Source organism: Tessaracoccus defluvii (assembly GCF_014489575.1).
Taxonomy (GTDB): domain Bacteria; phylum Actinomycetota; class Actinomycetes; order Propionibacteriales; family Propionibacteriaceae; genus Arachnia; species Arachnia defluvii.
Map to the genome: position 1 here is coordinate 3,179,310 of NZ_CP060789.1, position 23,173 is coordinate 3,202,482.

Consider the following 23,173-nt stretch of genomic DNA (forward strand, 5'->3'; position numbering starts at 1 on the left):
ATGCTCGACACCCTCTTCGGGCTCATCCCCGCCGCCTCCCGCATGCAGCAGTGGGTGGCCGAGGACCTCCAGCTCGTCAACTGGGGCGGCTACGACGGCTACCACCGCGTCCGCTTCGCCCCGACCGCGACGCTGCTCTGCGGCGGCTCCGGCTCCGGCAAGTCGACGCTGATGGACGCCTACATCGCGCTGATGATGCCCCACACCACCCCGTTCAACGGCGCCTCGAACGGCGCCGTCACGGGCCGCCCCCGCGGCCAGGAGCAGCGCAACATCGTCTCCTACGGCCGCGGCAAGCTCGACGAGTCCCGCACCGACGAGGGCGCCACCCGCATGCGCGTCCTCCGCGGCGACGGCGCTGACACGTGGACCGCCGTCGCCATGACCTGGGCCGACCAGGACGGCGCCCGTTTCACCGCCGTCCGCGCCTGGTACATCCCTGCCGCCGCCCGCATCCACGACGACACCGTCCGCGTCCGCGCCACCTTCGACGGCGACTTCGACCTCCGCAGCCTCGAGGCCGCCGCGGGCCGCCGTCTCATCGACTCCGCCGTCCGCGCCGTCGGGCTCGAGACGGTGAGCACCGACCGCGAGTTCTCCGCCCGCCTCCACACCGCGCTGGGCATCGGCGCCGCCGGCTCCGGCGCGAAGGCCATGAACCTGCTGTCGCGCATCCAGGCCGGCCAGCAGATCACCACCGTCGACGACCTCTACAAGAAGATGGTGCTCGAGGAGCCCGAGACGCTCGCCACCGCCGATGCCGTCGTCGCCCACTTCGACGGCCTCGACGGCACGCGCGCCCGGATGCTGACGGCGCGCCAGCAGGTCCGCGCCCTCGAACCGATCCGTGGGCTGCGCGGCCGGATCGAGGCCGCCGCCGAACGGATGCGCCTCATCGACGCCGTCGGCCACTTCGCCGACCCGACATCGCTCGCCGCCCTGTGGCAGGCGCAGCGTCGCCAGAGCCTGCTGCACGACGTCGAGACCGAGCTCCGGGCCCGCAAGCTGGGCGCCGACCAGGCGGTCCGCGAGAAGCAGGAGCTGGCCAAGGCCGCCGAGGCGGAGCGCGACGGCATGTCCGAGGTGCTGCGCACCTCCGGGGGCGACCAGCTGGAGACGGCGCAGCGTGAGCTTCGCGGCGTCGAGCGTCGTTCGACGGAGGTCGAACGACAGCGGGAGCGGCTCGATGCCGCCCTGGCCACCATCGGCGTCGAGGTCCGCACCGGCAGGCAGTTCAACGCCCTCGCCGAGAAGGCCCGCCTCGTGCTGGTCGAGGGCGAGGGGAAGGCGGGGGCCCGCGACGGCTACGCCGAGGCCCGCGCCGCACGCACCGCCGCCGAGCGGGAGGTCGCCGAGCTGGAGGCCGAGCGTCGCCAGGCCGAGCGTCGCAGCGACAACATCCCGGCCGCCCTGCACGAGTCGCGCGAACTGCTGGCCCGCGCGGCAGGGCTCGGCGTCGAGGACCTGCCGTTCGTCGGCGAGCTGATCGAGCTGCGCACCGAGTTCGAGCCGTGGCGCGAGGCGTTCAACCTGGCACTCGGCGGGTTCGCCACCACGCTGCTGATCGACTCCGACCGGCTGCCGCTGTTCCGGACCGCCATCAACACCGTCCGCACCCCGGTGCGGCTGCGCTATGAGGGCGTCGCCGTCGGGCAGCCGACCGCGCCGCCGCGCGACGACCGCACGCTTCCCGGACGGCTGGACTACCGCACCTCCCCGTTCACGGGCTGGCTGCAGGACCGGCTTGTCGACCGGTTCAACTTCGTCTGCGTCGCGTCGCCCGAGGACCTGCGCCGCCACTCGACGGCGCTCACGATGAGCGGGCAGATGTCGCAGGGCAACCGCGGCGCCCACGGCGGACACGGCCGCGCCAACGTCCTCGGCTTCTCGAACCAGCGCCGCCTGCAGGAGCTCGCCGCCGCCATCGACGAGGCGCGCTGGCGCCTCGGTGACGCGATCGACGCGCAGGACGCCGCCGCCAACTCCCTCGACGCGCTCGACGCCCGCGACGCTGCCTACCGTGTGGTCGCGGACCTGTCGTGGGACCAGGTCGACGTCGAGGCGCTGGCCGCGGAGCGCACCCGCTGGCTCGGCGTCATCGACGAGGTGACCACCGGGAACCCGACGATCGCCCGCATCCAGCAGCAGATCGCCCGGGCCCAGGACAAGGTCATGACGCTGCGCGAAGACATCGGCCGCGCCAAGCACGAGCGTGACAGGATCGCCGACAAGTGGGGCGAGGTCGTCGAGGCCGTCGACGGCGCCGACGAGACCCTGGAGGCAGCCGGCGACGCGGGCATCGAGCTGACTGCCGAGCAGGCCGCCTACCTCGACCGCCAGTTCGAGGTGCCGGAGGCGGGAAGCGCCGCGTCGCCGTCCGACGAGCTGCGCCGCTTCGACGCAGCCCTCGAGAACGCGTCGCAGCGGCTGTCGGCCGACCAGCGGAGCGCGCAGGAGACCCTCGCCGAGCAGCGGGAGACGCTGCGCCGGACGCTGGCGACGTTCCTCGACCGCTGGCCCAACCCGAACCTGCTCGCCGACCCGGACTCGTCGGTCGGCGACTTCGAGCGGATGCTCGACGACCTCGAGGCCAGCGGCCTGCACGAGCTGGAGGAGGAGTGGCGCGACTCGCTGCTCAACCTCTCGGGCAACGACCTGACGAACCTGGACTCGGCGCTCAGCCGCTCGCTCCGGGAGATCCGGGAGCGCATCGAGCCCATCAACCTGATCATGCAGGACCTGCCGTTCTACGACGACGACCACCGGCTCCAGATCGCCACCCGCGAGAACCAGTCGGTCGTCAGGCAGCGGTTCCGCCGCGAACTGCGCGACGTCCGGGCCCTCATCGAGGCGGCCGACGGCGACGAGCAGCGCGAGCTGGCGTACGCGCGGATGTCGAAGCTGATCGACCGGATCCGCCGCAGCGCGCCGGACTTCGCCGACCTCATCGACGTGCGCAACCACGTCCGGGTCAGCGCGGAGCGGGTCGACGCCGTCACGAAGGAGCACGTGGCGCTGTACGACCACATCGGCGAGAAGTCCGGCGGCGAGTCGCAGGAGCTGATCGCGTTCATCGTCGGCGCCGCCCTGCGCTACCAGCTGGGTGACGCGGGTTCGGAGCGTCCACGCTACGCGCCCGTGTTCCTCGACGAGGCCCTCATCAAGGCCGACGCGCACTTCACGGCGCGGGCGATCGGGGCCTGGCGGGGGCTGGGCTTCCAGCTGGTGATCGGGGCGCCGAATGACAAGTACAGCGCGATCGAGCCGCACGTCGACGTCGAGTACGACATTCTGAAGGACACGCAGGGTCGGTCGTGGGCGAGGCCGAAGGTGGGGCTGTAGCAGCCGGCGGGAACCGGTAGCGGGTCTACTGCTCCGGTTGCCGGGCAATGAACCCGGCCATGCCCGGCACGGTGAAGGCGATCACTCCGTGGTCCGGGGCATAGACCAACCCCTTGTGGATGAGGTTCGCGCGGGTTGGTCCCTGGCTATTCACCGTCTTGCCGAGCCGCGTGGCCACCATGCCTGATCCGATCCCCTCGTCGCCCTCTGGGCACATCGCGCGCAGGTAGCGGCGTTCCGCAGCGGTGGTCCTGTCCCATCGGGCCTGGAAGAAGCCGACATCGAGCTGATGCTGGCCCGTGCGACCCCGGTCCGGGCATCCGTGAGGTGGATGACCGTCCCGGACGCCTCATTCCACGACGCCTGACCGAACTGCTGAATGAAGTAGGGGTACCGACCCGAGGCCTCGACGACGTGCGCAAGGGCGTCGTCGTCCCAGGAGACCTGCTCAGCCTGGGCGGGTAGCCGCAGCGCCTCTTCGGCGCTGACCTGGTCGAGTCGCTCCACATGCGTGAACTGGAATCGTTCGGTGTAGGACTTGGCCTCGGCGAATGTCTGGGGAAGGCTCGGCAAACCTGCGGCCGCGAAAAGAACGGGCCAGTTATCCTGAGCAGCTGCCTGCGCAACGACCGCTAGCGTCGTGAGTTCGTTCTCGTGGAGATCCTGTGCCTCGTCGATCAGAATGGCCAGTCCCACGCCGTCATCTTCGGCCGCCTGGGCGACATCTCTGATGATCTTCTTGAGATCAGTGTCGAGGATGCCGCTGTCGGCGCCGCCACCGGGCACGCTGGACAGGTCCACTCCGAAGTTCCAGGTGCCGGTGATGTCGTAGGACGCCTTGAATGACAGCGCGGTCTTGAGGGCCTTCAAGAACCGAGCACCGGGGTTGGGGCGGTTGAGGTCGCTCAGAGGGGCGTACAGTCCTTCCCCCAACATCTCTCGCAGCGAGCGATTCGACCCAGCCTCGATCTGCACGGTAATCCACTTGCGGGCCTCGGCATTGTGGCGCAGTTGGGTGAGGAGCACCGTCTTCCCGACACCGCGGAGTCCGTAGAGGACCATGGGTTGATCGGTGATGCCTCGTTCGGCCCGTCGGAGCGCCACGTCCCACGCGTGAATGGCCGAGTCGCGGCCTACGAGCGCTGAGGGCTTCCTGCCTGCACCGGGCATGTACGGGTTTGTCACCGGGTCCATGAGGAGCCTCTCGTATAGCGGATTCTGTCAGAGTATAGGAAAATCCTAACCATAGCTATACCTAGCTATACATCGATATGTGATGCCATCGCAGTGCCCATCTTTGGGCCTCTGACCCGGCCGAGACCGGGGGCCCTCAGGGGCCGTCCGGCAGCTCGCAGGACGACGTTCCTCCAGGCAGCCGGTGCCGATTCCGCGCCACCAGCGTGTACGCGCCCTGCGCCAGCCACCGCACCCCCGGCGCCGCCATCACCCTGCCGACCAGCGGCCACGGCGCCCGCGACGCGCGGAGGATTCTGGCGATTGCGTCGCTGCCGATGTAAACGTCCTTGTCAGCGATAACATGCAGTCGTTCGGCGCACTTGTCCACAGACAGATTGTGGATAGTCAGATCTGCCTTCTGGAGCGCCACCGCGTCGACATTCGCCAGGAACCAGCGTCCCCGCATCCAGCCCGCCGACGCCGTGCAGAAACCGCAGTCTGCGTCGAACAGCACCAGCGGCTGCGCTCCCGCCGACTTGCTCACAGGGTTGTCCACATGTGCTCCCCGGCCCCGGAGATCGGTAAAAGCCCTTGTCCCGGCCGATCCGCAGGCGGTAGAGCGGCCGCGGCGGGCCGCCCGTCACCGGACCTGTGGACAGCCACGGAACTATTTCTCCGCAGCGGTGGACGGACCCTCGGAGCCGTCTGCCGACGCCTCCGGATCGAGCGAATCCGCCGTGTCCGCCGCGGGAACCGGCTCGTCCGCGGCGGTCTCGACGGCGTCGTCCGCGGCCTCCTCGGAGGCCTCCTCCTCCGACTTGTCCCCCGGGTTGTCCACAACCGTCTCCACATCGCTGATCGCCTTCGTCCGGCTCCAGCTCCACAGGGCGATGCCGACCAGGAACATCGGCAGCGACAGCCACTGGCCCATGCTCAGCCCGAGGCCGAGCAGGCCCAGGTAGGAGTCGGGCTCGCGCCAGAACTCGGCGATGAACCGGAAGAATCCGTAGCCGGCGAGGAACAGGCCCGCGACCTGGCCGCGATAGCGCGGCTTGCGGGCGTAGAGCCACAGCAGCACGAACAGCAGCACCCCCTCCAACAGCATCTGGTAGAGCTGCGACGGGTGCCGCGCCACGTCGCCGCCGGTCGGGAACACCATCGCCCACGGCAGCCCCGCGGGCGCCTCGCGGCCCCACAGTTCACCGTTGATGAAGTTGCCGAAGCGGCCGGCCGCCAGCCCGATCGGGGCGGCGGGCACGAGGAAGTCGGCCACCTGCAGGAACGGCCGCCCCTTCCGCCACGCGTACCAAGCCAGGCCGAGGGCGACGCCGATCGCGCCGCCATGGAAGCTCATGCCGCCGTCCCACACCTTGAAGATGTCCAGCGGGTGCGAGAGGTAGTAGGCCGGCTGGTAGAAGAGGCAGTAGCCGAGCCTGCCGCCGATGAGGACGCCGGCGATGGCGCCCAGCAGCAGGTCCTCGATGTCCTCGGCCTTCCAGGGGCTCGGGGTGCTGATCGAGCGGAACGGCTCGTGGCGGAGTCGACGGCGCATCAGCACGTAGGCCATCGCGAACGCGATCAGGTACATGATCGCGTACCAGTGGATCTTGAGGCCGAACAGGTTGATGGCCACCGGATCAATGTCCGGGAAGGGCAGTTCCAGGGTCGTCACGGGCCAAGCTTGCCATGCGGCGCCGCATCCGGGCCCCCTCGCGTGACGCCCGGGCAGTCAGACGGCGGTCAGGGAGCCGCCGTAGGCTGTGCCCGTGAGTCTCCATGCACCCCAGGTCCGTCATTTCGCCTCCGACAACTACTCCGGCATCCACCCGGAGGTCCTCGCCGGCATCGCCGCGGCCAACGGCGGGCACCAGGTCTCCTACGGCGACGACGTCTACAGCGAGGCGCTGACGGCGCGCTTCGTCGAACTGCTCGGCGACGGCGTTGAGGTCTACCCCGTCTTCAACGGCACCGGAGCCAACGTCGTGAGCCTCCAAGCGATGCTTCCCCGCTGGGGGGCCGTCGTCGCCGCCGAGACGGCGCACATCAACGTCGACGAGGGCGGCGCCCCCGAGAAGATGGCCGGGATCAAGATCCTGACCGTCCCGACCCCGGACGGGAAGCTGACGCCCGAGCTGATCGACCGTCAGGCCTGGGGCTGGGGCAACGAGCACCGCGCCCAGCCGCTGGTCGTCTCCATCACCCAGTCGACCGAGCTCGGCACCCTGTACACCGTCGACGAACTGGCCGCGATCTGCGACCACGCCCACTCGCTCGGCATGACCGTCCACGTCGACGGCTCCCGCATCGCCAACGCGGCCGCCGCGCTGGGCGTCGGGCTGCGCGCACTCACCCGCGACGTCGGCGTCGACGTCCTTAGCTTCGGCGGCACCAAGAACGGCGCCATGGGGGCAGAGGCCGTCGTCGTCCTGAACCCCGCGGCCGCCCCCGGTGGGAAGTTCCTGCGGAAGAACTCGATGCAGCTGGCCTCCAAGATGCGCTTCGTCTCCGCGCAGCTGCTCGCCCTGCTGGCCGACGACCTGTGGCTGCGCAACGCCCGCCACTCCAACGCGATGGCGACGCTGCTGCGCGCCTCGCTCGAGGAGCGGCTCGCCGGCGCCGACGGCGTCGAGTTCACGCAGCCGACGCAGGCCAACGGCGTCTTCGTCGTCCTCCCCGACGGCGTCGCCGACGCCGTGCGCGAGACGTTCCGCTTCTACGACTGGGACGCGGCCCGCCGCGAGGTGCGCTGGATGTGCAGCTTCGACACCACTGAGGCCGACGTTGCGGCGTTCGTCGCGGAGGTGGCCCGCTGCGTCGAGACGGGCAGCCGGGCCTGACCTCCTGGACGGCTCCCGGCGGTCACTCCTGGCGCTGGAACGACATCGTCGCGGCGTGGAGGCCGCTCTCCGACGGCCAGCGGCTCGTGATGGCCTTCAGCCGGGTGTAGAACTTCACGCCCTCGGGGCCGTGGATGTGGAGGTCGCCGAGCAGCGAGTCCTTCCAGCCGCCGAACGAGTAGTACGCCACCGGCGTCGGGATCGGCACGTTCACGCCGACCATCCCCGCCTCGACGTCGAGAGTGAAGCGCCGCGCGGTCCCGCCGTCGTTGGTGAAGATGGCCGAGCCGTTGCCGAACGCGGAGCCGTTGACGATCCCGATCGCCTCGTCGTAGGAGTCGGCGTGCACGATGCTCAGCACCGGGCCGAAGATCTCCTCGTAGTAGGCGGGGGCGTCGAGCGGGACGTCGTCGAGGATCGTCGGGCCCACCCAGAAGCCGTCCTCGTAGCCGTCGACGGCGAGGGCGCGGCCGTCGAGCACCACGGTGGCGCCGCGCCTCTCGGCATCGTCGATCAGCCCGACGATGCGCTCCTGCGCGGCCCGGGAGATGACGGGGCCCATGCTGACGCCGTCGTCGAGCCCGTAGCCGACCCTGATCTTCTCGCCGAACGCCTTGACCATCTCCGCCAGCTTCGGGCCGATGCCGCCGACGGCAACGACGACCGGCAGCGCCATGCAGCGCTCGCCGGCGGCGCCGAACGCGGCGGCCGCGATGTGCTGGGCGGCGAAGTCGAGGTCGGAGTCGGGCATCACGATGGCGTGGTTGTTGGCCCCGCCGAGCGCCTGGACGCGCTTGCCGTGCCGCGTGCCGAGCTCCTTGACGATGCGCGCCACCGGCGTCGACCCGACGAACGAGACAGCGTCGATGCCCGGATGCTCCAGGAGGCCGGTGACGACGTCGCGGTCGCCGGCGACTACGTTGAACACGCCGTCGGGCAGGCCCGCCTCCTGGTAGAGCCTGGCGATGAGCAGCGACGCGGTCGGTGTCGGCGTGGCGGGCTTCAGGATGAACGCGTTGCCGGTGGCGATCGCGATCGGGTGCATCCACATCGGCACCATGACGGGGAAGTTGAACGGGCAGATGCCCGCGACCACGCCGACAGGCTGCGACACCGTGTGGATGTCGACGCCCGACGAGATGTCGAAGGAGTAGTCGCCCTTGAGTGCGGCGCTGATGCCGCAGGCGAAGTCGAGGGTCTCCCGGCCGCGCTGGATCTCGCCGATGGCGTCGCCGTAGTCCTTGCCGTGCTCGTTGACGATGGCCCTGGCCAGCTCGTCCTGGTGGGAGAGGACGAGCTCCCGCATCCGGAACATGATGGCGGTGCGCTTCGCGAGCGAGGTGCCGGCCCACTCCTTCTGGGCCGCGACGGCGATGGCGACGGCGTGGTCGATGTCGGCCTGGCTCGCCGCGAGGAGCTGGGCCTCGACCCTGCCGGTGGCGGGGTTCTCCACCGGGATGGTGCCGGTCGGCTGGCCCTCGTACGGGGCCCCGCCGATCCAGTGGGTGATGGTCTGCGTCATGATCTGTGCCTCTCTGCCGTGCTGATCGTCGGGTGGGTGGTCAGGCGAGCGCGGCCAAGGCCTCGAAGCTCGCCCGCGCGTTCGCGATCGGGCCGCCGCCTGCCGGGGGCTCGCCGTCGAGCATGATGTCCTGCTCCAGCACCCAGTACCCGTCGAAGCCCGCTTCGTTCAGTAGAGAGACGACGGCCGGGAAGTCGATGTCGCCCTGCCCGATCGGGGTGAACATCCCGGCCTTGATCCCCTCGCTCCAGGTGAGCTCTCCGGGGAGCAGCTTCGCGGCCATGTCGCTGCGGACGTCCTTGGCGTGGACGATGTCGACCCGGTCGGCGTACCGGCGCACGAGGTCGACGACGTCGGCGCCGCCCGCCGTCAGGTGACCGGTGTCGAGGCAGAGCCCCACGGTCGAGTTGTCGAGGACCCGCTCCACCTCGTCGACGTTCTGCACCATGGTTCCCCAGTGCGGGTGGATGCAGGCCGTGACGCCCCTGGCCGCGCACGCCTCGCGGATGCGGGTGAGGTTGGTGAACAGCGTCGCCCACCCCTCCTCCGTCAGCTCGGGACGGTCGTCGTAGCCGTCGCGGCCCGAGTCGGCGGCCAGGACGAGGAACTCGCCGCCCGCCACCTCGAACGCCGTGAGTTCCGCCTCGACCTGGGGGATCGGGTCGAAGCCGGGATCGTGCATGACGGCGAGGAAGAAGGAGCCGACCGGCTGGAGGCCGAACCTGCCGACGACGGCGGCGCGCTCCTCAGCGTCGGTGGGGAGCCAGCCCTGCGGGCCGAACTCGGTGGCCGTCAGGCCGATCTCCCGCATCTCCGTCAGGACCCGCTCGGGTGCCATCTGGTAGCCCCAGTCGGGAACTTCGCACACGCCCCAGCTGATGGGTGCCCCGGCGATCTTCATGCTGTCTCCTAGTGATGTGTGCTTGTGGGCGGCGCGCCCGGTGTCGTCAGAGGTAGTGGCGCTGGCCGACGCGGTCGCGCTGGTAGTCGGAGAAGGCCTGCCGGGTCGATTCGAGGCGCGACACCTGGGAGACGGGGACGTCCCACCAGCTCGACCCGGGAGGGTTGGGGCCCATCAGGTCGGTCTCGATGTGGATCATGACGGGCACGTCGAGGGCCTTCGCCTCGGCGTAGGCGGCCCGGAACTCGGCGATGCCCGACACGCGCAGCACCGTCAGCCCCCACGATTCGGCGTTGGCCGCGATGTCGACCGGCAGCACCTCGCCGCGGGCGCCCCGGTACCGTGTGCCGAAGCGCTGCGATCCGCGCGACTCGGACAGCGAGCCGATCGACGCGAAACCGTAGTTCTGCAGCAGCACGAAGATCACCTTGACGCCCTCCTGGACGATGGTGGCGAGCTCCATGGGCAGCATCTGGTAGGTGCCGTCGCCCACGATGGCGACCACCTCCGCGTCGGGCAGCGCCAGCTTCACGCCCAGCGCGGCCGGGATCTCGTAGCCCATGCAGGAGAAGGCGTACTCGACGTGGTACTGCCGGGGATTGCGGGCGCGCCACAGGGCCTGCAGGTCGCCTGGCATCGAGCCGGCCGCGTTGATGAGGACGTCGTAGTCGCCGAGCATGTCGTTGAGGGCGCCGAACACCTCGGTCTGCGCAGGCAGCGGCTGGTTGTCGACGTGGTAGCAGGCGTCGGTTGCCCTGGCCCATTCCTCGCGGAGGCGGGCGATCTCCCCGGAGTAGGCCGGGTCGACGCGGTGCCCGTCGAGTGCCGCGGCCAGCGCGACCAGCGCCTCGCGGGCGTCGGCAACGACCATCTCCGCCGAGTGCTTGGCGGCGTCGAAGGCGCCCACGTTGATGTTGATGAACCGCACGTCCGGGTTCTTGAACTGGGTGTGCGACGCCGTGGTGAAGTCGGAGTAGCGGGTGCCGATGCCGATGACCAGGTCGGCCGCGTCCGCCAGGGCGTTGGCAGAGGCCGCCCCGGTGGAGCCGACGCCGCCGACCGCGCACCCGTGGTCGAAGTTGATGGCACCCTTGCCCGCCTGGGTGTCGGCCACGGGGATGCCGGTCGCGGACGCGAACGCCCGCAGCTCCTCGGAGGCCAGCGAGTAGACGGTGCCGCCGCCGGAGATCACCAGCGGTCGCTTCGCGGCGCGGATCATCGCGGCGGCCCGCTCGATGGCGACCAGCTCCGGGGCCGGACGGCGGATGCGCCAGGTCCGCGGCGCGAAGAACTCCACCGGGAAGTCGAACGCCTCGGCCTGCACGTCCTGCGGCAGCGCGATGGTCACGGCACCGGTGTCGGCGGGGTCCGTCAGCACCCGGAGCCCCGCGAGCAGGGAGGGGATCAGCTGCTCGGGCCGGGTGATGCGGTCGAAGAACACTGACACGGGGCGGAAGCAGTCGGTGGCCGCCGTCAGGAGTGAGCGCGGGTCCTCGATCTGCTGCAGCACCGGGTCGGGGTTGCGGGTGGCGAACTGGTCGGACGGGAACAGCAGCACGGGCAGCCGGTTGCTGGTGGCGACGGCGGCGCCGGTGACCATGTTCAGGGCGCCGGGCCCGATCGACGACGTGCACATCCACGTCTGGCGCCGGTTGGTCGCCTTTGCGAAGGCCGCGGCAGCGTTCACCATGCCCTGCTCGTTGCGGGGCATGATGTACGGCATCTCCCCGCCGTCGGGGCGGGATCGAGCTCGTTCTGCAGCAGCGCCTGCCCGATCCCCGCCACGTTGCCGTGGCCGAAGATGCCCATCGCGCCCACGATCAGGCGGCTGGCGGCGCCGTCACTCTCCACGTACTGGTTGACGAGGAAGCGGACGATCGCCTGCCCGACGGTGAGTCGCACGGTCTCGCTCATGGGTCACTCCTGGGGGTTGAGAGGGGTCATGGGGAGCCGCGGGTCGACGTCGGCGTCTCTCCAGGTGTCGCGGATCCACGTGTAGTGGGGGTCGTCGGTCATCAGCCAGGTGGAGTCCTCTGCCGGGCCGGCCATCACGTTGAGGTAGTAGAGGTCGTGGCCGGGCGCCGCCACCGACGGGCCGTGGTAGCCGAACGGCATCACGACGACGTCGCCGGAGTGGACCTCCGTGCACACGTCGATGTCGCCGGCCGGCGAGGGGTAGATGCGCTGCAGGGCCATGCCCCCTGTGCCGCCGCGGCCGGGGCGCACCTCGTAGTAGTAGATCTCCTCGAGGACCCGCTCGACGTCAGTGTGTTCGTCGTGCTTGTGCGGCGGATAGCTGGACCAGTTGCCGCCGGGCGTCAGCACCTCGCACACCAGCAGGTGCGAGGTCTCGACGGCGTTGCCGAGGGCGTAGTTGTTCACCTGCCGGGAGCAGTTGCCGGTGCCGCGCAGGCCCGTGACGACGTCGGACGCCGGGCAATACCGGACGGGAAGGTCCCGGGTGGCCTTCGCGCCCGGCAACGCGAACCGGCCGCCCCTGGCGCTGGAGATGACCGCGGTGGTGCGGCGGGGCACGTAGAGGTAGTCGGTGATCGCCGTCCACACCTCGGGCCGGCCCTCGACGACGTGGGCGACGCCGTCGATCTCGACGGTGCAGCCGCCCGCGAGCGGGAGGACGAGGATCTCTTCCTCCCCGGTGGTAACGGTCTCTGTGCCGCCAGCGGGGAGGCTGAGCACCCGGATGGAGCTCCACTCCCACCCGGCCCGCGCAGCGTCGACGTCCGTCTCGAACCGGCCGTGCGCCGTCGAGCCGGCGCGGATGACGTAGGTGTCGTTGTCGCTCACGGGAGCTCCGATCCGATGGTGGGGGACGCCGGCGCGGCGGGTGTCGAGCGGGACCACACCTCCAGCCCTGCGGTGGCCTCGGGGTGCGCGGCGAGCAGGGCCTCGACCTCGGGGGCCGTCGGCATGATGGACGCGCACTCGATGTGCATGGTGGCCAGGGCGCCCGCGGCGGAGGCGAACTCGATGATGCGGTGCGGCGACCAACCCTGCAGCAGTCCGTGGCAGACGGCGCCGCCGAACGCGTCGCCGGCCCCGAGGCCGTTGACGACCTCGACCGGGATCGGGGGCATGAACGCCCGCTCGCCAGCGGTCTTGACCAGCGTCCCCAGCGGCCCCTGCTTCACGATGGCCATCGAGACGCCCATCGCGAGCAGCGCGTCGGCGGCGCGCTCCGGGTCGGCCTCGCCGGTGGCGATCCGGCACTCCTCGCGGTTGCCGATGGCCACGTCGATGTGGGGGAGCACGTCGGCCATGGCGCGGCGCGGCAGCGCCTCGTCGCCCCAGAACCGTTCGCGGTAGTCGAGGTCGAGCACCTTCGTGGAGTTGACGGCGGCAGCCACCACCGCGTGGTGGGCCGAGCGGGACGGCTCGAGCGCGAGCCCGGTGCCGGTCAGCCAGACGATGCCGTAGCGGTCGAGGTCGACGGGCAGGTCACCGGGGCCGATCTCGAGATCGGGGGTGGTGGGCTGCCGGTAGAAGTACAGCGGGAAATGGTCCGGCGGAAAGATCTCGCAGAACGTCACGGGGGTGTTGAAGCGGTCGTTGACCACCACCTGCGAGGCGTCGACGCCGAACCGCTCCAGCTCGGCGACCACGAACCGTCCGAACGGGTCGTCCCCCACACCGGTGAGGGCGGTGACCCGGTGGCCGTAGCGGGCCGTCGCCACCGCCACGTTGGTGGCTGAGCCGCCGAGGAACTTCCCGAACGTGGCGACGTCCTCGAGCTTGACGCCCACCTGCAACGGGTAGACGTCGACGCTGCAGCGACCGATGACCAGTACTTCGGGTGCTCGCGAGTCATCCACCATTGGCGACCTCCTACGTCGTCGACAGTCTGCCAGCGTGCACACGCCTGGTCAACTCTTTGTGCTGACATAACAGCGGCGGAGTGTGGTTGTATGATCCCTCGAGTCAGCGATCGTGGGGGAGCGTCGCCACGGCAGGCCCCCGAGGAGGCACATCATGGAGGAGACCTACGCTCCGGCGATCACGATCGATCGCACGTCCTCGACGCCCCTGTACGTGCAGATCGCCGGGCCCATCGAGGCCGCGATCCTCTCCGGCGAACTCCCCGCGGGCGCGATGATCGAGGACGAGGTGTCGATGGCCCAGCGCCTCGACGTCGCGCGCCCGACCGCCCGGCGCGCCCTCCAGGAACTGGCGAGCAAGGGGCTCCTGAGCCGCCGGCGTGGCGTCGGAACGAGGGTGACCCCGCCGCACGTGCACCGCCCCATGAAGCTGTCCTCCCTCAACGAGGACCTTGCGGAGGCCGGTTTCGTGCCCTCGACCAAGGTGCTGTCGTACGAAGTCCGCCCGCCTTCGGCGGACGAGGCCGAATTGCTGGGGCTCACGTCGGAGGACGGGCTGCTGCGCGTCAGCCGGCTCCGGTACGCCGACGACCACCCCCTGGCGCTGCTGACGAACCTCATCCCGATGGACATCGCGCCGACGTGGCGCGAGTTGGGCGAGTCGGGGCTCTACACCTGCCTCCACAACCGCGGCATCGACATCGCCTCGGCCACGCAGGAGATCGGCGCGCGCGGCGCGACGGCGGACGAGGCCGCCACGCTCGGCGAACAGCCCGGCGCGCCGCTGCTCACGATGCACCGGGTGGGGCGGACCGCGGAGGGGAGGCCCGTCGAGATCGGGCACCACATCTACCGGCCGTCGCTGTACTCGTTCCGGTTCTCGCTGTTCACATCCTGACCTCGCTGCCACGTAGAGGATATGTAAGCACAATTGCTTGACGGTCGCCGGACAATGCGGTTGACTTGAGGTGACGCCGGGCAGGGACGCCGTGGCGACATGCGACAGGAGTCGAGGATGACCGACATTGAGTACACGCCCGGCCCGCTGCTGACGGCGGCGCAGACCACCAGGACGGCGCTGTGGAACGATTCGGCCGATCTCGACGAGCTGCGGCAGTCCATCTCCTTCGGCGGAGTGGGGGCCACCTGTAACCCGGTCATCGCCTACACCGTCATCAGGAACCACATGGACGTGTGGGTGCCGCGCATCCTGGCGATCGCGGAGGCCCACCCCACCTGGGGCGAGTCGGAGATCGGCTGGCAGGCCGTCAAGGACCTCTCGGTCGAGGCCGCCGTCCTCCTCGAGGGGATCTTCGCCGAACACGAGGGCCGCAACGGCAGGCTCTCCATGCAGACGGATCCCCGCTTCCACCGCGACGCGAAGGCGCTGGCCGACCAGGCCGTCGAGTTCCACGGGCTCGCGGAGAACATCGTCGTGAAGATCCCCGCCACCCGCGTGGGGATCGCGGCCATCGAGGAGGCCACCTTCCGGGGCGTCAGCGTCAACGTGACCGTCTCCTTCTCCGTCGCGCAGGCCGTCCGCGCCGCCGAGGCGATCGAGCGGGGCCTCGACCGCCGCGCCGCCGAGGGGCACGACATCTCCCGGATGGGCCCGGTGGTCACGGTCATGGTGGGCCGGCTCGACGACTGGCTGAAGGCCGTCGTCGCCCGCGACGGCGTCTTCATCGACCCGTCCGCCCTCGAGTGGGCGGGGATCGCCTGCGCGAAGAAGGCCCACGGCATCTTCCAGGAGCGCGGCTTCCGGTCCCGCGTGCTGGCGGCCGCGTTCCGCAACGTGCTGCAGTGGTCCGAGCTGGTCGGCGGCGACCTGGTGGTCTCCCCGCCGTTCCAGTGGCAGCAGATCATCAACTCCTCCGACTACGAGGTCGTCGAGAGGATCGACGTGCCGGTGCGCGCCGAGTACCTCGCCGAGCTCGCCCGGCTCGAGGACTTCCGCCGCGCCTACGACGTCGACGGCCTGACCGTCGAAGAGTTCGAGACGTTCGGGCCCACGGCCAGGACGCTGCGCCAGTTCCTGGCCGCCGACGCCGACCTCGACGCGCTGGTGCGCGACATCATCGTCCCCGCCCCCTGACACTTCCAGGAGACCCCACATGCTTCGAGTAGCAGTCATCGGCGCAGGCCGCATCGGCAAGGTGCACGCCGCCGCTGTCGCCGCGCATCCCCAGGCCCGGCTCGTCGCCGTGTGTGATCCGATCGGCACGGGTGCCGCGGACCTCGCGGCCATCTACGAGGCGAAGGCCTACGCGGAAGCGGCCGACCTGTTCGCCGACTCCGACGTCGACGCCGTCATCATCGGCTCCCCGACGCCGCTGCACGCGCAGCAGGTGCTCGCCGCGGCCCGCGCGGGCAAGGCGGTGCTGGTGGAGAAGCCGGTGGCCGGGGACGTCGACGAGGCCCGCGCGCTGGAGGCCGAACTCGCGACTTTCGAGCACCCGCCCGTCATGGTGGGTTTCCAGCGTCGCTACGACCCGTCGATCCGCCGCGCGAAGGCGTTGGCCGACGCGGGCGAGTTGGGCACGATCGAGCAGGTGACGATCGTGGCGCGTGACCCCGGCCCGCCTCCGGCCGAGTATGTCGCGGCCTCCGGCGGCCTGTTCAAGGACATGACGATCCACGACTTCGACGAGGCACGCTTCTTCATCGGCGACATCGTCGAGGTGAGTGCCTTCGGGCAGAACGTGTTGCCCGAACTTGCGGAGACGGGTGACTTCGACGCGGCGATGGTGCTGCTGCGGGGAGCCGGCGGGGCGGTCGCGACCATCACGAACAACCGGCGCTGCGTCACCGGCTACGACCAGCGGCTCGAGGTGCACGGCTCGCTCGGCTCCGCCGTCATGGACAACTGGCGTGAGACCACCCTGTCAGTGAACACCAGGGACGCCTCCGGCGTGCGGCAGCCGTACCTGGATTTCTTCCTGGAGCGGTACGCCGCCGCCTACAGCAACGAGCTGAGCGCCTTCATCGACGCGATCAACAGCGGCACTGAGGTGTCGCCGACGGTCGCCGACGGCGTGGCCGCGCTGCTGGTCGCCCAGGCCGCCGAGGAGTCGGCCCGTACGGGAAGGACGGTCCGTCTTGACATCGGGGGCACCCCTGACTACGGAGGATAGATGAGGATCGACATCAAACGGATCTACGACGAGCCGTCGCCTGAGGACGGCTACCGCGTGCTGGTCGACCGCCTCTGGCCCAGGGGCCTCAGCAAGGAGGCGGCGGCACTGGACCGCTGGGCCAAGGAGGTCGCGCCCTCGCCCGAGCTGCGCAAGGCCTGGCATGCGGCGTCGGACGCCGAATGGGGCATGTTCGCGGCTCGTTACCGGGCTGAACTCGCCGGCCAGACGGCCGAGGCTCTGGCGGCCCTGGCTGAGGACCTGCAGGCGCACGATGTCGTCACGCTGCTGTACTCGCTGCACGATCCGGAGCACAACCATGCGGTCGTGCTGGCGGAGGTCCTGCGGGAACACACCTGAGCGTCAGCCCTCCGTGTCGCCGACGTCAGTGACCGCGCCGGTGGCGAGCGCGACCGCCAACGCGTGCTTGCACGGCCCCCTGCTGGTGCCGTGACGCAGATACCAGGCGCACGTGCAGCGCCAGCCGTCGCGGTGCCGCACGAGGTACTGCTGCCCCGGCGCCCGCGTGCTGCGGACCAGCCACGCGTCGGGCTCGGGGTGCCCCTCGACAGCGTCGGCGGCCACGAGGCCGCGGGCCGCGACGAGGCGGGGATTACTGCGGTCCACCCGATCGGGGTCGTCCGGCAGCTCGCGGTGGAAGAAGGCGCTGTCGGTGAGGTCCCAGCCCACCCGGCCGGCCGCGGCCAGCACCGGCAGCGCGGCGCGCACGTCGTCCACTCGGATCCCCGCGCCCGCGGCCAGAGCGGCGACGTCGAGGGCCGACTCGAAGCCCAGCTGCATCGCGACCGCCTCGGCATGCTCGACGACGCCAGGGACGACCAGCGCCGCCCGCAGCGCGCCCTGCGCCGAGTGCGTCCGCCACAGCTCGTCGGTCAGGCCCAGCGTCAGCCGCGCGCCGAGGAGGTGCAGGACGACGGCGGTCGGGCCCTGATCGGCCTGGGTCGCGTGGACGCTGAGCCCGGTCGCGTGCGTCAGCATGCGTTTGAGGGCGCTGAGCCGGTGCAGCCCGGCGACGTTGACCGCGCCCGGCGTGCGACGGGCGCCCAGCCGCACCGTCCCGCGGGAGGCGCTCAGCCAGGACGCCCTGGCGGATCCGGTGGCGGCCGGGAGCGCCGCCAGGAAGGCCCGGGCCCCGGCTGCGGGGACGGTGAACGCCTCCTCCAGGTCGAGTTGCAGTTCGGCGGCGTTCCCCAGCGCCGTCACCCAGCGGTGCGGCATCTCGACGGCGCGGCCGGCGGGCTGCGGGCGGTCGTCGTCGGTCCCGAGTGCGAGGGGAAGCAGGTCGGAGCGGCCGAGGGTGCTGAGTGCGGTCCGGATGCCGGTACCGAGGTCGACGTTGGTCGTGCCGTACGCGACGGTCCCCCCGCCCAGCCCCTCGCGCAACACGTCGAGCCGCGCGTAGACGCCGTGGCAGGCGGAGAAGCACTCGAAGCGGAGCCGATCACCGCTCGCCGTCACCACCGGGTCGGACGGCGGGGTGGCGGCGTACTGGAAGTACCGGGTGCTGGTGATGTCGGCGAGCGTCACCAGTGCCCTGGCCAACACCTGGGGGTGGGCGACCGTGCCGCGGAAGAAGGCGGGGCGGTCGTCGACGCCGTCGGGAGTGAGCGCCGGCGCGAGCGCGAGCCGCAGCCCGTCGTCGTCGAGGCCCGAGGCCCCACGAAGTACCGCTCACTCACACGATGGAGGCTAGCAGCGGGGGTGGCCACCCTTCCGGGTTCCGGGCCAGGTCTGCGCGTTCTAGCCGGAGATCCCGTCCGCGTCCCAGGTGCGGGGGGCGATGTCGGGACGGTTGGCCCAGGGCTCGCTCATGAGCGGGGACGAGATGAGGAGGTCGGCGCTGGCGGCGTTGCACGCCATGGGGATGTTCCAGACGGCGCCGATGCGCAGGAGGGCCTTGACGTCGGGGTCGTGTGGCTGCGCCTCGAGCGGGTCCCAGAAGAAGATGAGGGTGTCGATGCGGCCCTCGGCGATCATGGCGCCGATCTGCTGGTCGCCGCCGACGGGGCCGGACAGCAGCCGCGTGACGGGCAGCCCCAGCTCGTAGGCGAGCATGGTGCCGGTGGTGCCGGTGGCGAACAGCTTGTGGCCGGCGAGCGTGCCGCGATTGAACGCGGCCCAGTCGAGCAGTTCCTTCTTCTTGTTGTCGTGTGCGACCAACGCGACGTTGTGCTGGAAACTCATGGCTCTCCTCGGACGGTGACACGCCGGGCGGGCGCACCGCCCGGCCCCGCGCCCCAGCCTAGGGGCCCGGCGCCCCGAAACGAGTTACTGGGCGCGCTCGCCGCGGGCGGCCTTCCCAGGGGACGCTCAGCGGTCGATCAACGGCTCGATCCACGACGCAGGGTCGTTCGTCACCCGCGCCAGCGCCGACAGCCCCGCCCCCATCGCCGCCCGCAGCGGCGCCTCCGCCACCGTCGTGATCTCGATCGTCGAGTGATCCGACCACAGCACCCGGTCGTGGATCTCGTCGGCAAGCCGCGCCGCGAGCCACGGCTCCAGTTGGCCGAGGTGACCGCCGAGCTTGACCGCCGTCACGTCGATCAGGTTGAGTGCCCCGCCGACGGCGATGCCGAGCGCGACGATCACCTCGTCGAGGACGGTCGCCGCCGTCTGGTCGCCGGCCTCGAGGGCCGCCAGGTAGGCCTCCATGTCGGGCTGGCCCGCCCGGTGGAGGAGGGCCCGCTGTCCGACGACCGTCTCCAGGCAGCCGGTGGCGCCGCAGCCGCAGCGGACGCCGTGCGGGTCGACGCACACGTGGCCCAGTTCGCTGGCCCACCCATGCGGGCCCGTCAGCAGCTGCCCGGCCAGGGAGATCGCGCTGCCGATGCCGACCTCGCCCGTGATGTAGAGGAAGGACTCGCCGGGCTGCTCCCGCAGGACGGTGAGGGCGGAGCAGTCGATGTCGTTGGCGATGCGCAGGGGGAGCGGGCCGTCGTCGGTGGTCAGGTCCCAGTCGGCGACGGGCTGGAGCCCGTCCCAGCCCAGGTTCGGGGCGCGCAGCACGGTGGTGCCGTCGCGGTCGACCAGGCCGGGCAGCGCCAGGACGGCCCCGACGATGCGGGCGTCCGTGGGCGCTGCGGCGAGCGCCTCGCCCGCGATCCCGGCGAGCTGACGCATGGCCTCCGCGGTGCCGATGTCGCGGACCTCCACCGTGCGCTGCACGCTGGCGATCAGGTTCCCGGCGAGGTCGACGACGGTGGCGACGAGCCGCTCGACGTTGATCTCCAGGCCGAGGCTCACGACGGTGCCCGCACGGATGGCGAGCGGGACGGCGGGGCGGCCGCGCGCGCCGGAGACGGCCGTGCCCTCCGCCACGAGGCGTCCGAGCACCAGGTCGTCGACGAGGCGTGACACCGTCGAGCGGGTCATGCCGAGTTGGGCGGCGATGTCGGCCCGGGACACGGCTCCCGCGCCCCGCTGGATCGCGCCCAGCACCAGCTGAAGGTTGGTGGACCGCACCGACGCTTGCGTCAGGCCCGTCTCGCCTCGGGTGGCCATCGTCATCTCCTGTGATCTGCGCGGGGCATCGTCGTTGATGGTGTTGACAATACCGGTGACCAGGTTAGTATTGGGTTACAACAAAACGCGGACGAAGTCGTCCGCCGGCAACAGATCCAGGAGTGATCAATGCGCAAGCCAACCCCCGAGGACAAGTTCTCCTTCGGCCTGTGGACCGTGGGCTGGACCGGTACCGATCCCTTCGGCGTGAGCACCCGCCCGGCGCTCGATCCGTGGGAGTACGCGGACAAGCTCGCCGAGCTGGGTGCCTGGGGCATCACGTTCCACGACAACGACGTCTACCCCTTCGACGCCCCCGCCGACGTCGCCAAGGCCCGCGTCGCGCAGCTGCGTGACGCCGCCGCCAAGTCCGGCCTCGTCATCGAGATGGTCACCACCAACACGTTCTCGCACCCGGTGTTCAAGGACGGTGGCCTGACCTCCAACGACCGCTCGGTCCGCCGCTTCGGCCTGAAGAAGGTCCTCAACGCCGTCGACATCGCCGCCGAGTCGGGCGCCTCCACCTTCGTCATGTGGGGTGGCCGCGAGGGCGCCGAGTACGACACGTCCAAGGACCTGTACGCCGCGTTCGCGCGCTACAAGGAGGGCCTGGACACCGTCGCCGGCTACATCAAGCAGCAGGGCTACGACCTCAAGATCGGCCTGGAGCCCAAGCCCAACGAGCCCCGCGGCGACATCTTCCTGCCGACGATCGGCCACGCGCTGGGCCTGATCGCCGACCTCGACCACGGCGACATCGTCGGCCTCAACCCCGAGGTCGGCCACGAGCAGATGGCCAACCTGAACTACACGCACGGCATCGCGCAGGCGCTGTTCACCGGCAAGCTGTTCCACATCGACCTCAACGGCCAGAAGGGCCTGAAGTACGACCAGGACCTGGTGTTCGGCCACGGCGACCTGCTGAGCGCCTTCTTCACCGTCGACCTGCTCGTCAACGGCTTCCCGGCCTCGCCGGACGCCCCCCGCTACGACGGCCCGGTCCACTTCGACTACAAGCCGTCGCGCACCGAGGGCATGCAGGGCATCTGGGATTCGGCGAAGGCCAACATGGAGACCTACCTGCTGCTCGCCGACAAGGCCCGCGCCTTCCGCGCGGACCCGGCTGTCGCGGCGCTGATGGAGGAGAACCTCATCGCGCAGCTGGCGGTCCCGACGCTGGCCGAGGGCGAGTCGGTCGCGGACTTCCTCGCGACGGAGGAGGAGTTCGACGCCGACGCCGCGGGTGCCCGTGAGTACCGCTTCGTCGAGCTGTACCAGGCGGCGCTGCGCCACCTGATCAGCTGAGTTCCACACCGCTACGACGCGACGCCTCCCCGGGCAGCCGGGGAGGCGTCGTCGCGTTTGTCAGTGCTCGAGGTCGTCGTAGGCCTCCGCCAGAGCGAGCGGGTCGGCCCGGTGCCGGCGGATCAGGCATCTGTCGTCGCGCCAGCCGATGCCCTCCAGCTCCCAACGCTTCCGGGCGAGGTCCAGCAGGTGGGGCGGTAGTCCGCCCTGCGCGTTCGTCACCCGCCACCCCGACACCTCGCCGCCCCGCTGCGCCATGATCGTGCCGACGCGACGGGCGCTCGTGCCCACCAGCGCCGCGATGTCTCCGTAGGTGACGACCCGCCCCTCGGGGACCAGGTCGACGGCGGCGAGCACCAGGTCGACGGTGACGTCGGCAGGGCGGGCCGGTGCCTGGTGCGTGGGTGCCTTCACGTGCGCAACCTACCCAGGCATCAGGCCAGCGCGGCCGCGATCAGGTCGCGGCCGTGCCCGGCCAGCTCCGTGCGTCTGCCACCGTCGACCAGGTCGCCGGCGCCGTCCACGAAGCCCGCCTCGCCGGCCGCGACGAGCGCCTGATGCGCGGCGACGATCGCCGTGCCCTCCTGGAACGCGGCCGCGGCCGCCTCCGGGATCGGCCCGTCGACGCAGGTCAGCGCCAGGGGCAGCCGGTTCGGCGTGTTGTGCTCGCTGCCGGCCATCACGATCAGCCCGGCGTCGAGGAAGGCCGCGACGTACTCCTCGACGCAGGTCCGCGTGTTGCGCACCGTGATCAGCTCCGCGGCGTGGAAGCCGGCATCGCGGATCCGCCGGGCCAGGTCGACGGCGGGCGCCTCGTAGTCGCAGATGGGGGTGGCGCCGTCGCCGACTGCGCAGTAGGTGGGGATGCCGCCGAGCGCCAGCACGTGGGCGACGCCGTCGGCGAACGGCACGGGGGAGTCCGCCACGAACGCGGGCCGACCGTGCTTGAGGAGCGCGGCGCGCAGGGCGTTCTGCAGGTCGCCGGCGTCGGGGATGTCGGTGCTTGCGCCGATGAGTCGGCCCAGGACGGTGACGCGGTCCCCGGGGGCGAGGCCCAGCAGCAGGTCGGCGAAGGCCCTGGCGATGTGCCGCTCCTGCAGCGAGACCCACGCGGCGGGCACGTCGCTGCGCCCGGCGAGGGCGGCCGCGATCATGGCGGCCGTCACGTCGTTCGGGAGGCCGGCGTCGGCGACGAGCCTGCTCATCAGCGCCACCTGTTCCTCGGCGCGCCGGTCGTTGGCAGCCCGGATGCCCTGCCCGATGGGCGAGGCGCCCGCCGCGGCCAGGGCGACGCTCAGCCCGCGGCCCTGCAGGTAGTAGCGGCCCGGATTCTGCGGATCGTTGACGGTCCAGCCCCGCGCCTCGAGGTCGGCGTCGACGGTGATGACCTCCGTGCCGGCCAGGGGATACAGACCCGCGGCCCTGGTGCGCTCGACGAACCGCGGCAGCACCTGGAGGTCGAAGAAGTTCGAGGTGCCGATGACCTCGAGCCCCTCGGTGCGGGCCTGGGCGAGCAGGCTGTCGAGGGTGTCGTCGGACGACGCATTGGGTGGGACGTGGACGTGGGTGTTGGCGCTGAACGGGCCCCTGGTCATGCGACT

General features: G+C 70.9%; 20 protein-coding genes and 1 pseudogene. 7 read left to right on the top strand and 14 right to left on the bottom strand.

The window, feature by feature from the left end; translation table 11 throughout:
• Positions 1-3,342, top strand: a complete 3,342-nt coding sequence (locus H9L22_RS15050) for an ATP-binding protein (protein WP_226966337.1) — start codon at positions 1-3, stop codon at positions 3,340-3,342.
• Between the two features lie 25 nt (positions 3,343-3,367).
• Here the strand turns inward: H9L22_RS15050 and H9L22_RS19160 are convergent, their stop codons facing one another.
• The 4 genes from H9L22_RS19160 to lgt form a co-directional block, all read right to left on the bottom strand.
• Positions 3,368-3,523 (bottom strand): hypothetical protein, encoded by a 156-nt coding sequence (locus tag H9L22_RS19160; RefSeq protein ID WP_226965900.1) that lies wholly within the window; start codon positions 3,521-3,523, stop codon positions 3,368-3,370.
• Positions 3,493-4,536, bottom strand: a complete 1,044-nt coding sequence (locus tag H9L22_RS15055; RefSeq protein ID WP_320060556.1) for an ATP-binding protein — start codon at positions 4,534-4,536, stop codon at positions 3,493-3,495. Before H9L22_RS15055 ends, H9L22_RS19160 begins: the two co-directional genes overlap by 31 nt.
• A gap of 136 nt (positions 4,537-4,672) precedes the next feature.
• Complete coding sequence (locus tag H9L22_RS15060; RefSeq protein ID WP_187720620.1) at positions 4,673-5,062, bottom strand: thiol-disulfide oxidoreductase DCC family protein; 390 nt, start codon at positions 5,060-5,062, stop codon at positions 4,673-4,675.
• A 123-nt stretch (positions 5,063-5,185) separates the two neighbouring features.
• Positions 5,186-6,190 carry a prolipoprotein diacylglyceryl transferase gene (lgt, locus tag H9L22_RS15065; RefSeq protein ID WP_187720621.1) on the bottom strand — a complete coding sequence of 335 codons (1,005 nt, stop codon included), beginning with the start codon at positions 6,188-6,190 and terminating at the stop codon, positions 5,186-5,188.
• A gap of 94 nt (positions 6,191-6,284) precedes the next feature.
• Here lgt and H9L22_RS15070 point away from each other — a divergent pair, with 94 nt between their 5' ends.
• Positions 6,285-7,355: a threonine aldolase family protein gene (locus H9L22_RS15070; protein WP_187720622.1), complete on the top strand. Its 1,071-nt coding sequence runs from the start codon at positions 6,285-6,287 to the stop codon at positions 7,353-7,355.
• Between the two features lie 22 nt (positions 7,356-7,377).
• Here the strand turns inward: H9L22_RS15070 and H9L22_RS15075 are convergent, their stop codons facing one another.
• The 5 genes and pseudogenes from H9L22_RS15075 to iolC all read right to left on the bottom strand — a co-directional run bounded on the left by H9L22_RS15075 (position 7,378) and on the right by iolC (position 13,611).
• On the bottom strand, positions 7,378-8,877 hold the full coding sequence (locus tag H9L22_RS15075; RefSeq protein ID WP_187720623.1) for a CoA-acylating methylmalonate-semialdehyde dehydrogenase: 1,500 nt from the start codon (positions 8,875-8,877) through the stop codon (positions 7,378-7,380).
• Positions 8,878-8,917: 40 nt separating this feature from the next.
• Entirely contained in the window at positions 8,918-9,778 is an 861-nt protein-coding gene (locus H9L22_RS15080) for a sugar phosphate isomerase/epimerase family protein (protein ID WP_187720624.1), read from the bottom strand.
• Between the two features lie 46 nt (positions 9,779-9,824).
• A pseudogene (gene iolD / locus H9L22_RS15085) lies at positions 9,825-11,692 on the bottom strand (3D-(3,5/4)-trihydroxycyclohexane-1,2-dione acylhydrolase (decyclizing)).
• Between the two features lie 3 nt (positions 11,693-11,695).
• The gene (gene iolB, locus H9L22_RS15090; protein ID WP_187720625.1) at positions 11,696-12,583 is read right to left on the bottom strand and encodes a 5-deoxy-glucuronate isomerase; all 888 of its coding nucleotides are present in this window, start codon (positions 12,581-12,583) and stop codon (positions 11,696-11,698) included.
• Positions 12,580-13,611, bottom strand: a complete 1,032-nt coding sequence (gene iolC / locus H9L22_RS15095) for a 5-dehydro-2-deoxygluconokinase (RefSeq protein WP_187720626.1) — start codon at positions 13,609-13,611, stop codon at positions 12,580-12,582. The genes iolB and iolC overlap by 4 nt, the downstream gene beginning before the upstream one ends.
• A gap of 154 nt (positions 13,612-13,765) precedes the next feature.
• On the opposite strand from iolC, the gene H9L22_RS15100 reads away from it, so the two are divergent.
• The 4 genes from H9L22_RS15100 (at position 13,766) to H9L22_RS15115 (ending at position 17,105) form a co-directional block, all read left to right on the top strand.
• On the top strand, positions 13,766-14,509 hold the full coding sequence (locus tag H9L22_RS15100; protein WP_187720627.1) for a GntR family transcriptional regulator: 744 nt from the start codon (positions 13,766-13,768) through the stop codon (positions 14,507-14,509).
• Positions 14,510-14,626: 117 nt separating this feature from the next.
• Positions 14,627-15,706 (top strand): transaldolase family protein, encoded by a 1,080-nt coding sequence (locus H9L22_RS15105; RefSeq protein ID WP_187720628.1) that lies wholly within the window; start codon positions 14,627-14,629, stop codon positions 15,704-15,706.
• 19 nt (positions 15,707-15,725) lie between these two features.
• Entirely contained in the window at positions 15,726-16,745 is a 1,020-nt protein-coding gene (gene iolG / locus H9L22_RS15110; protein ID WP_187720629.1) for an inositol 2-dehydrogenase, read from the top strand.
• Positions 16,746-17,105 carry a DUF488 domain-containing protein gene (locus H9L22_RS15115; protein ID WP_187720630.1) on the top strand — a complete coding sequence of 120 codons (360 nt, stop codon included), beginning with the start codon at positions 16,746-16,748 and terminating at the stop codon, positions 17,103-17,105.
• 3 nt (positions 17,106-17,108) lie between these two features.
• Here the strand turns inward: H9L22_RS15115 and H9L22_RS15120 are convergent, their stop codons facing one another.
• From H9L22_RS15120 to H9L22_RS15130, 3 genes are all read right to left on the bottom strand, one after another.
• On the bottom strand, positions 17,109-18,308 hold the full coding sequence (locus tag H9L22_RS15120) for an SWIM zinc finger family protein (protein WP_226965901.1): 1,200 nt from the start codon (positions 18,306-18,308) through the stop codon (positions 17,109-17,111).
• A 198-nt stretch (positions 18,309-18,506) separates the two neighbouring features.
• Complete coding sequence (locus H9L22_RS15125) at positions 18,507-18,950, bottom strand: methylglyoxal synthase (protein WP_187720631.1); 444 nt, start codon at positions 18,948-18,950, stop codon at positions 18,507-18,509.
• A gap of 126 nt (positions 18,951-19,076) precedes the next feature.
• Positions 19,077-20,267 carry an ROK family transcriptional regulator gene (locus tag H9L22_RS15130; protein WP_187720632.1) on the bottom strand — a complete coding sequence of 397 codons (1,191 nt, stop codon included), beginning with the start codon at positions 20,265-20,267 and terminating at the stop codon, positions 19,077-19,079.
• Between the two features lie 129 nt (positions 20,268-20,396).
• Between H9L22_RS15130 and xylA the strand changes: the two genes are divergently transcribed.
• Complete coding sequence (gene xylA / locus H9L22_RS15135) at positions 20,397-21,572, top strand: xylose isomerase (protein WP_187720633.1); 1,176 nt, start codon at positions 20,397-20,399, stop codon at positions 21,570-21,572.
• A gap of 60 nt (positions 21,573-21,632) precedes the next feature.
• On the opposite strand, the gene H9L22_RS15140 is transcribed toward xylA, so the two are convergent.
• Entirely contained in the window at positions 21,633-21,986 is a 354-nt protein-coding gene (locus tag H9L22_RS15140) for an MGMT family protein (protein WP_187720634.1), read from the bottom strand.
• 20 nt (positions 21,987-22,006) lie between these two features.
• Positions 22,007-23,167 carry a hypothetical protein gene (locus tag H9L22_RS15145; RefSeq protein ID WP_187720635.1) on the bottom strand — a complete coding sequence of 387 codons (1,161 nt, stop codon included), beginning with the start codon at positions 23,165-23,167 and terminating at the stop codon, positions 22,007-22,009.
• Positions 23,168-23,173: the final 6 nt, after the last annotated feature.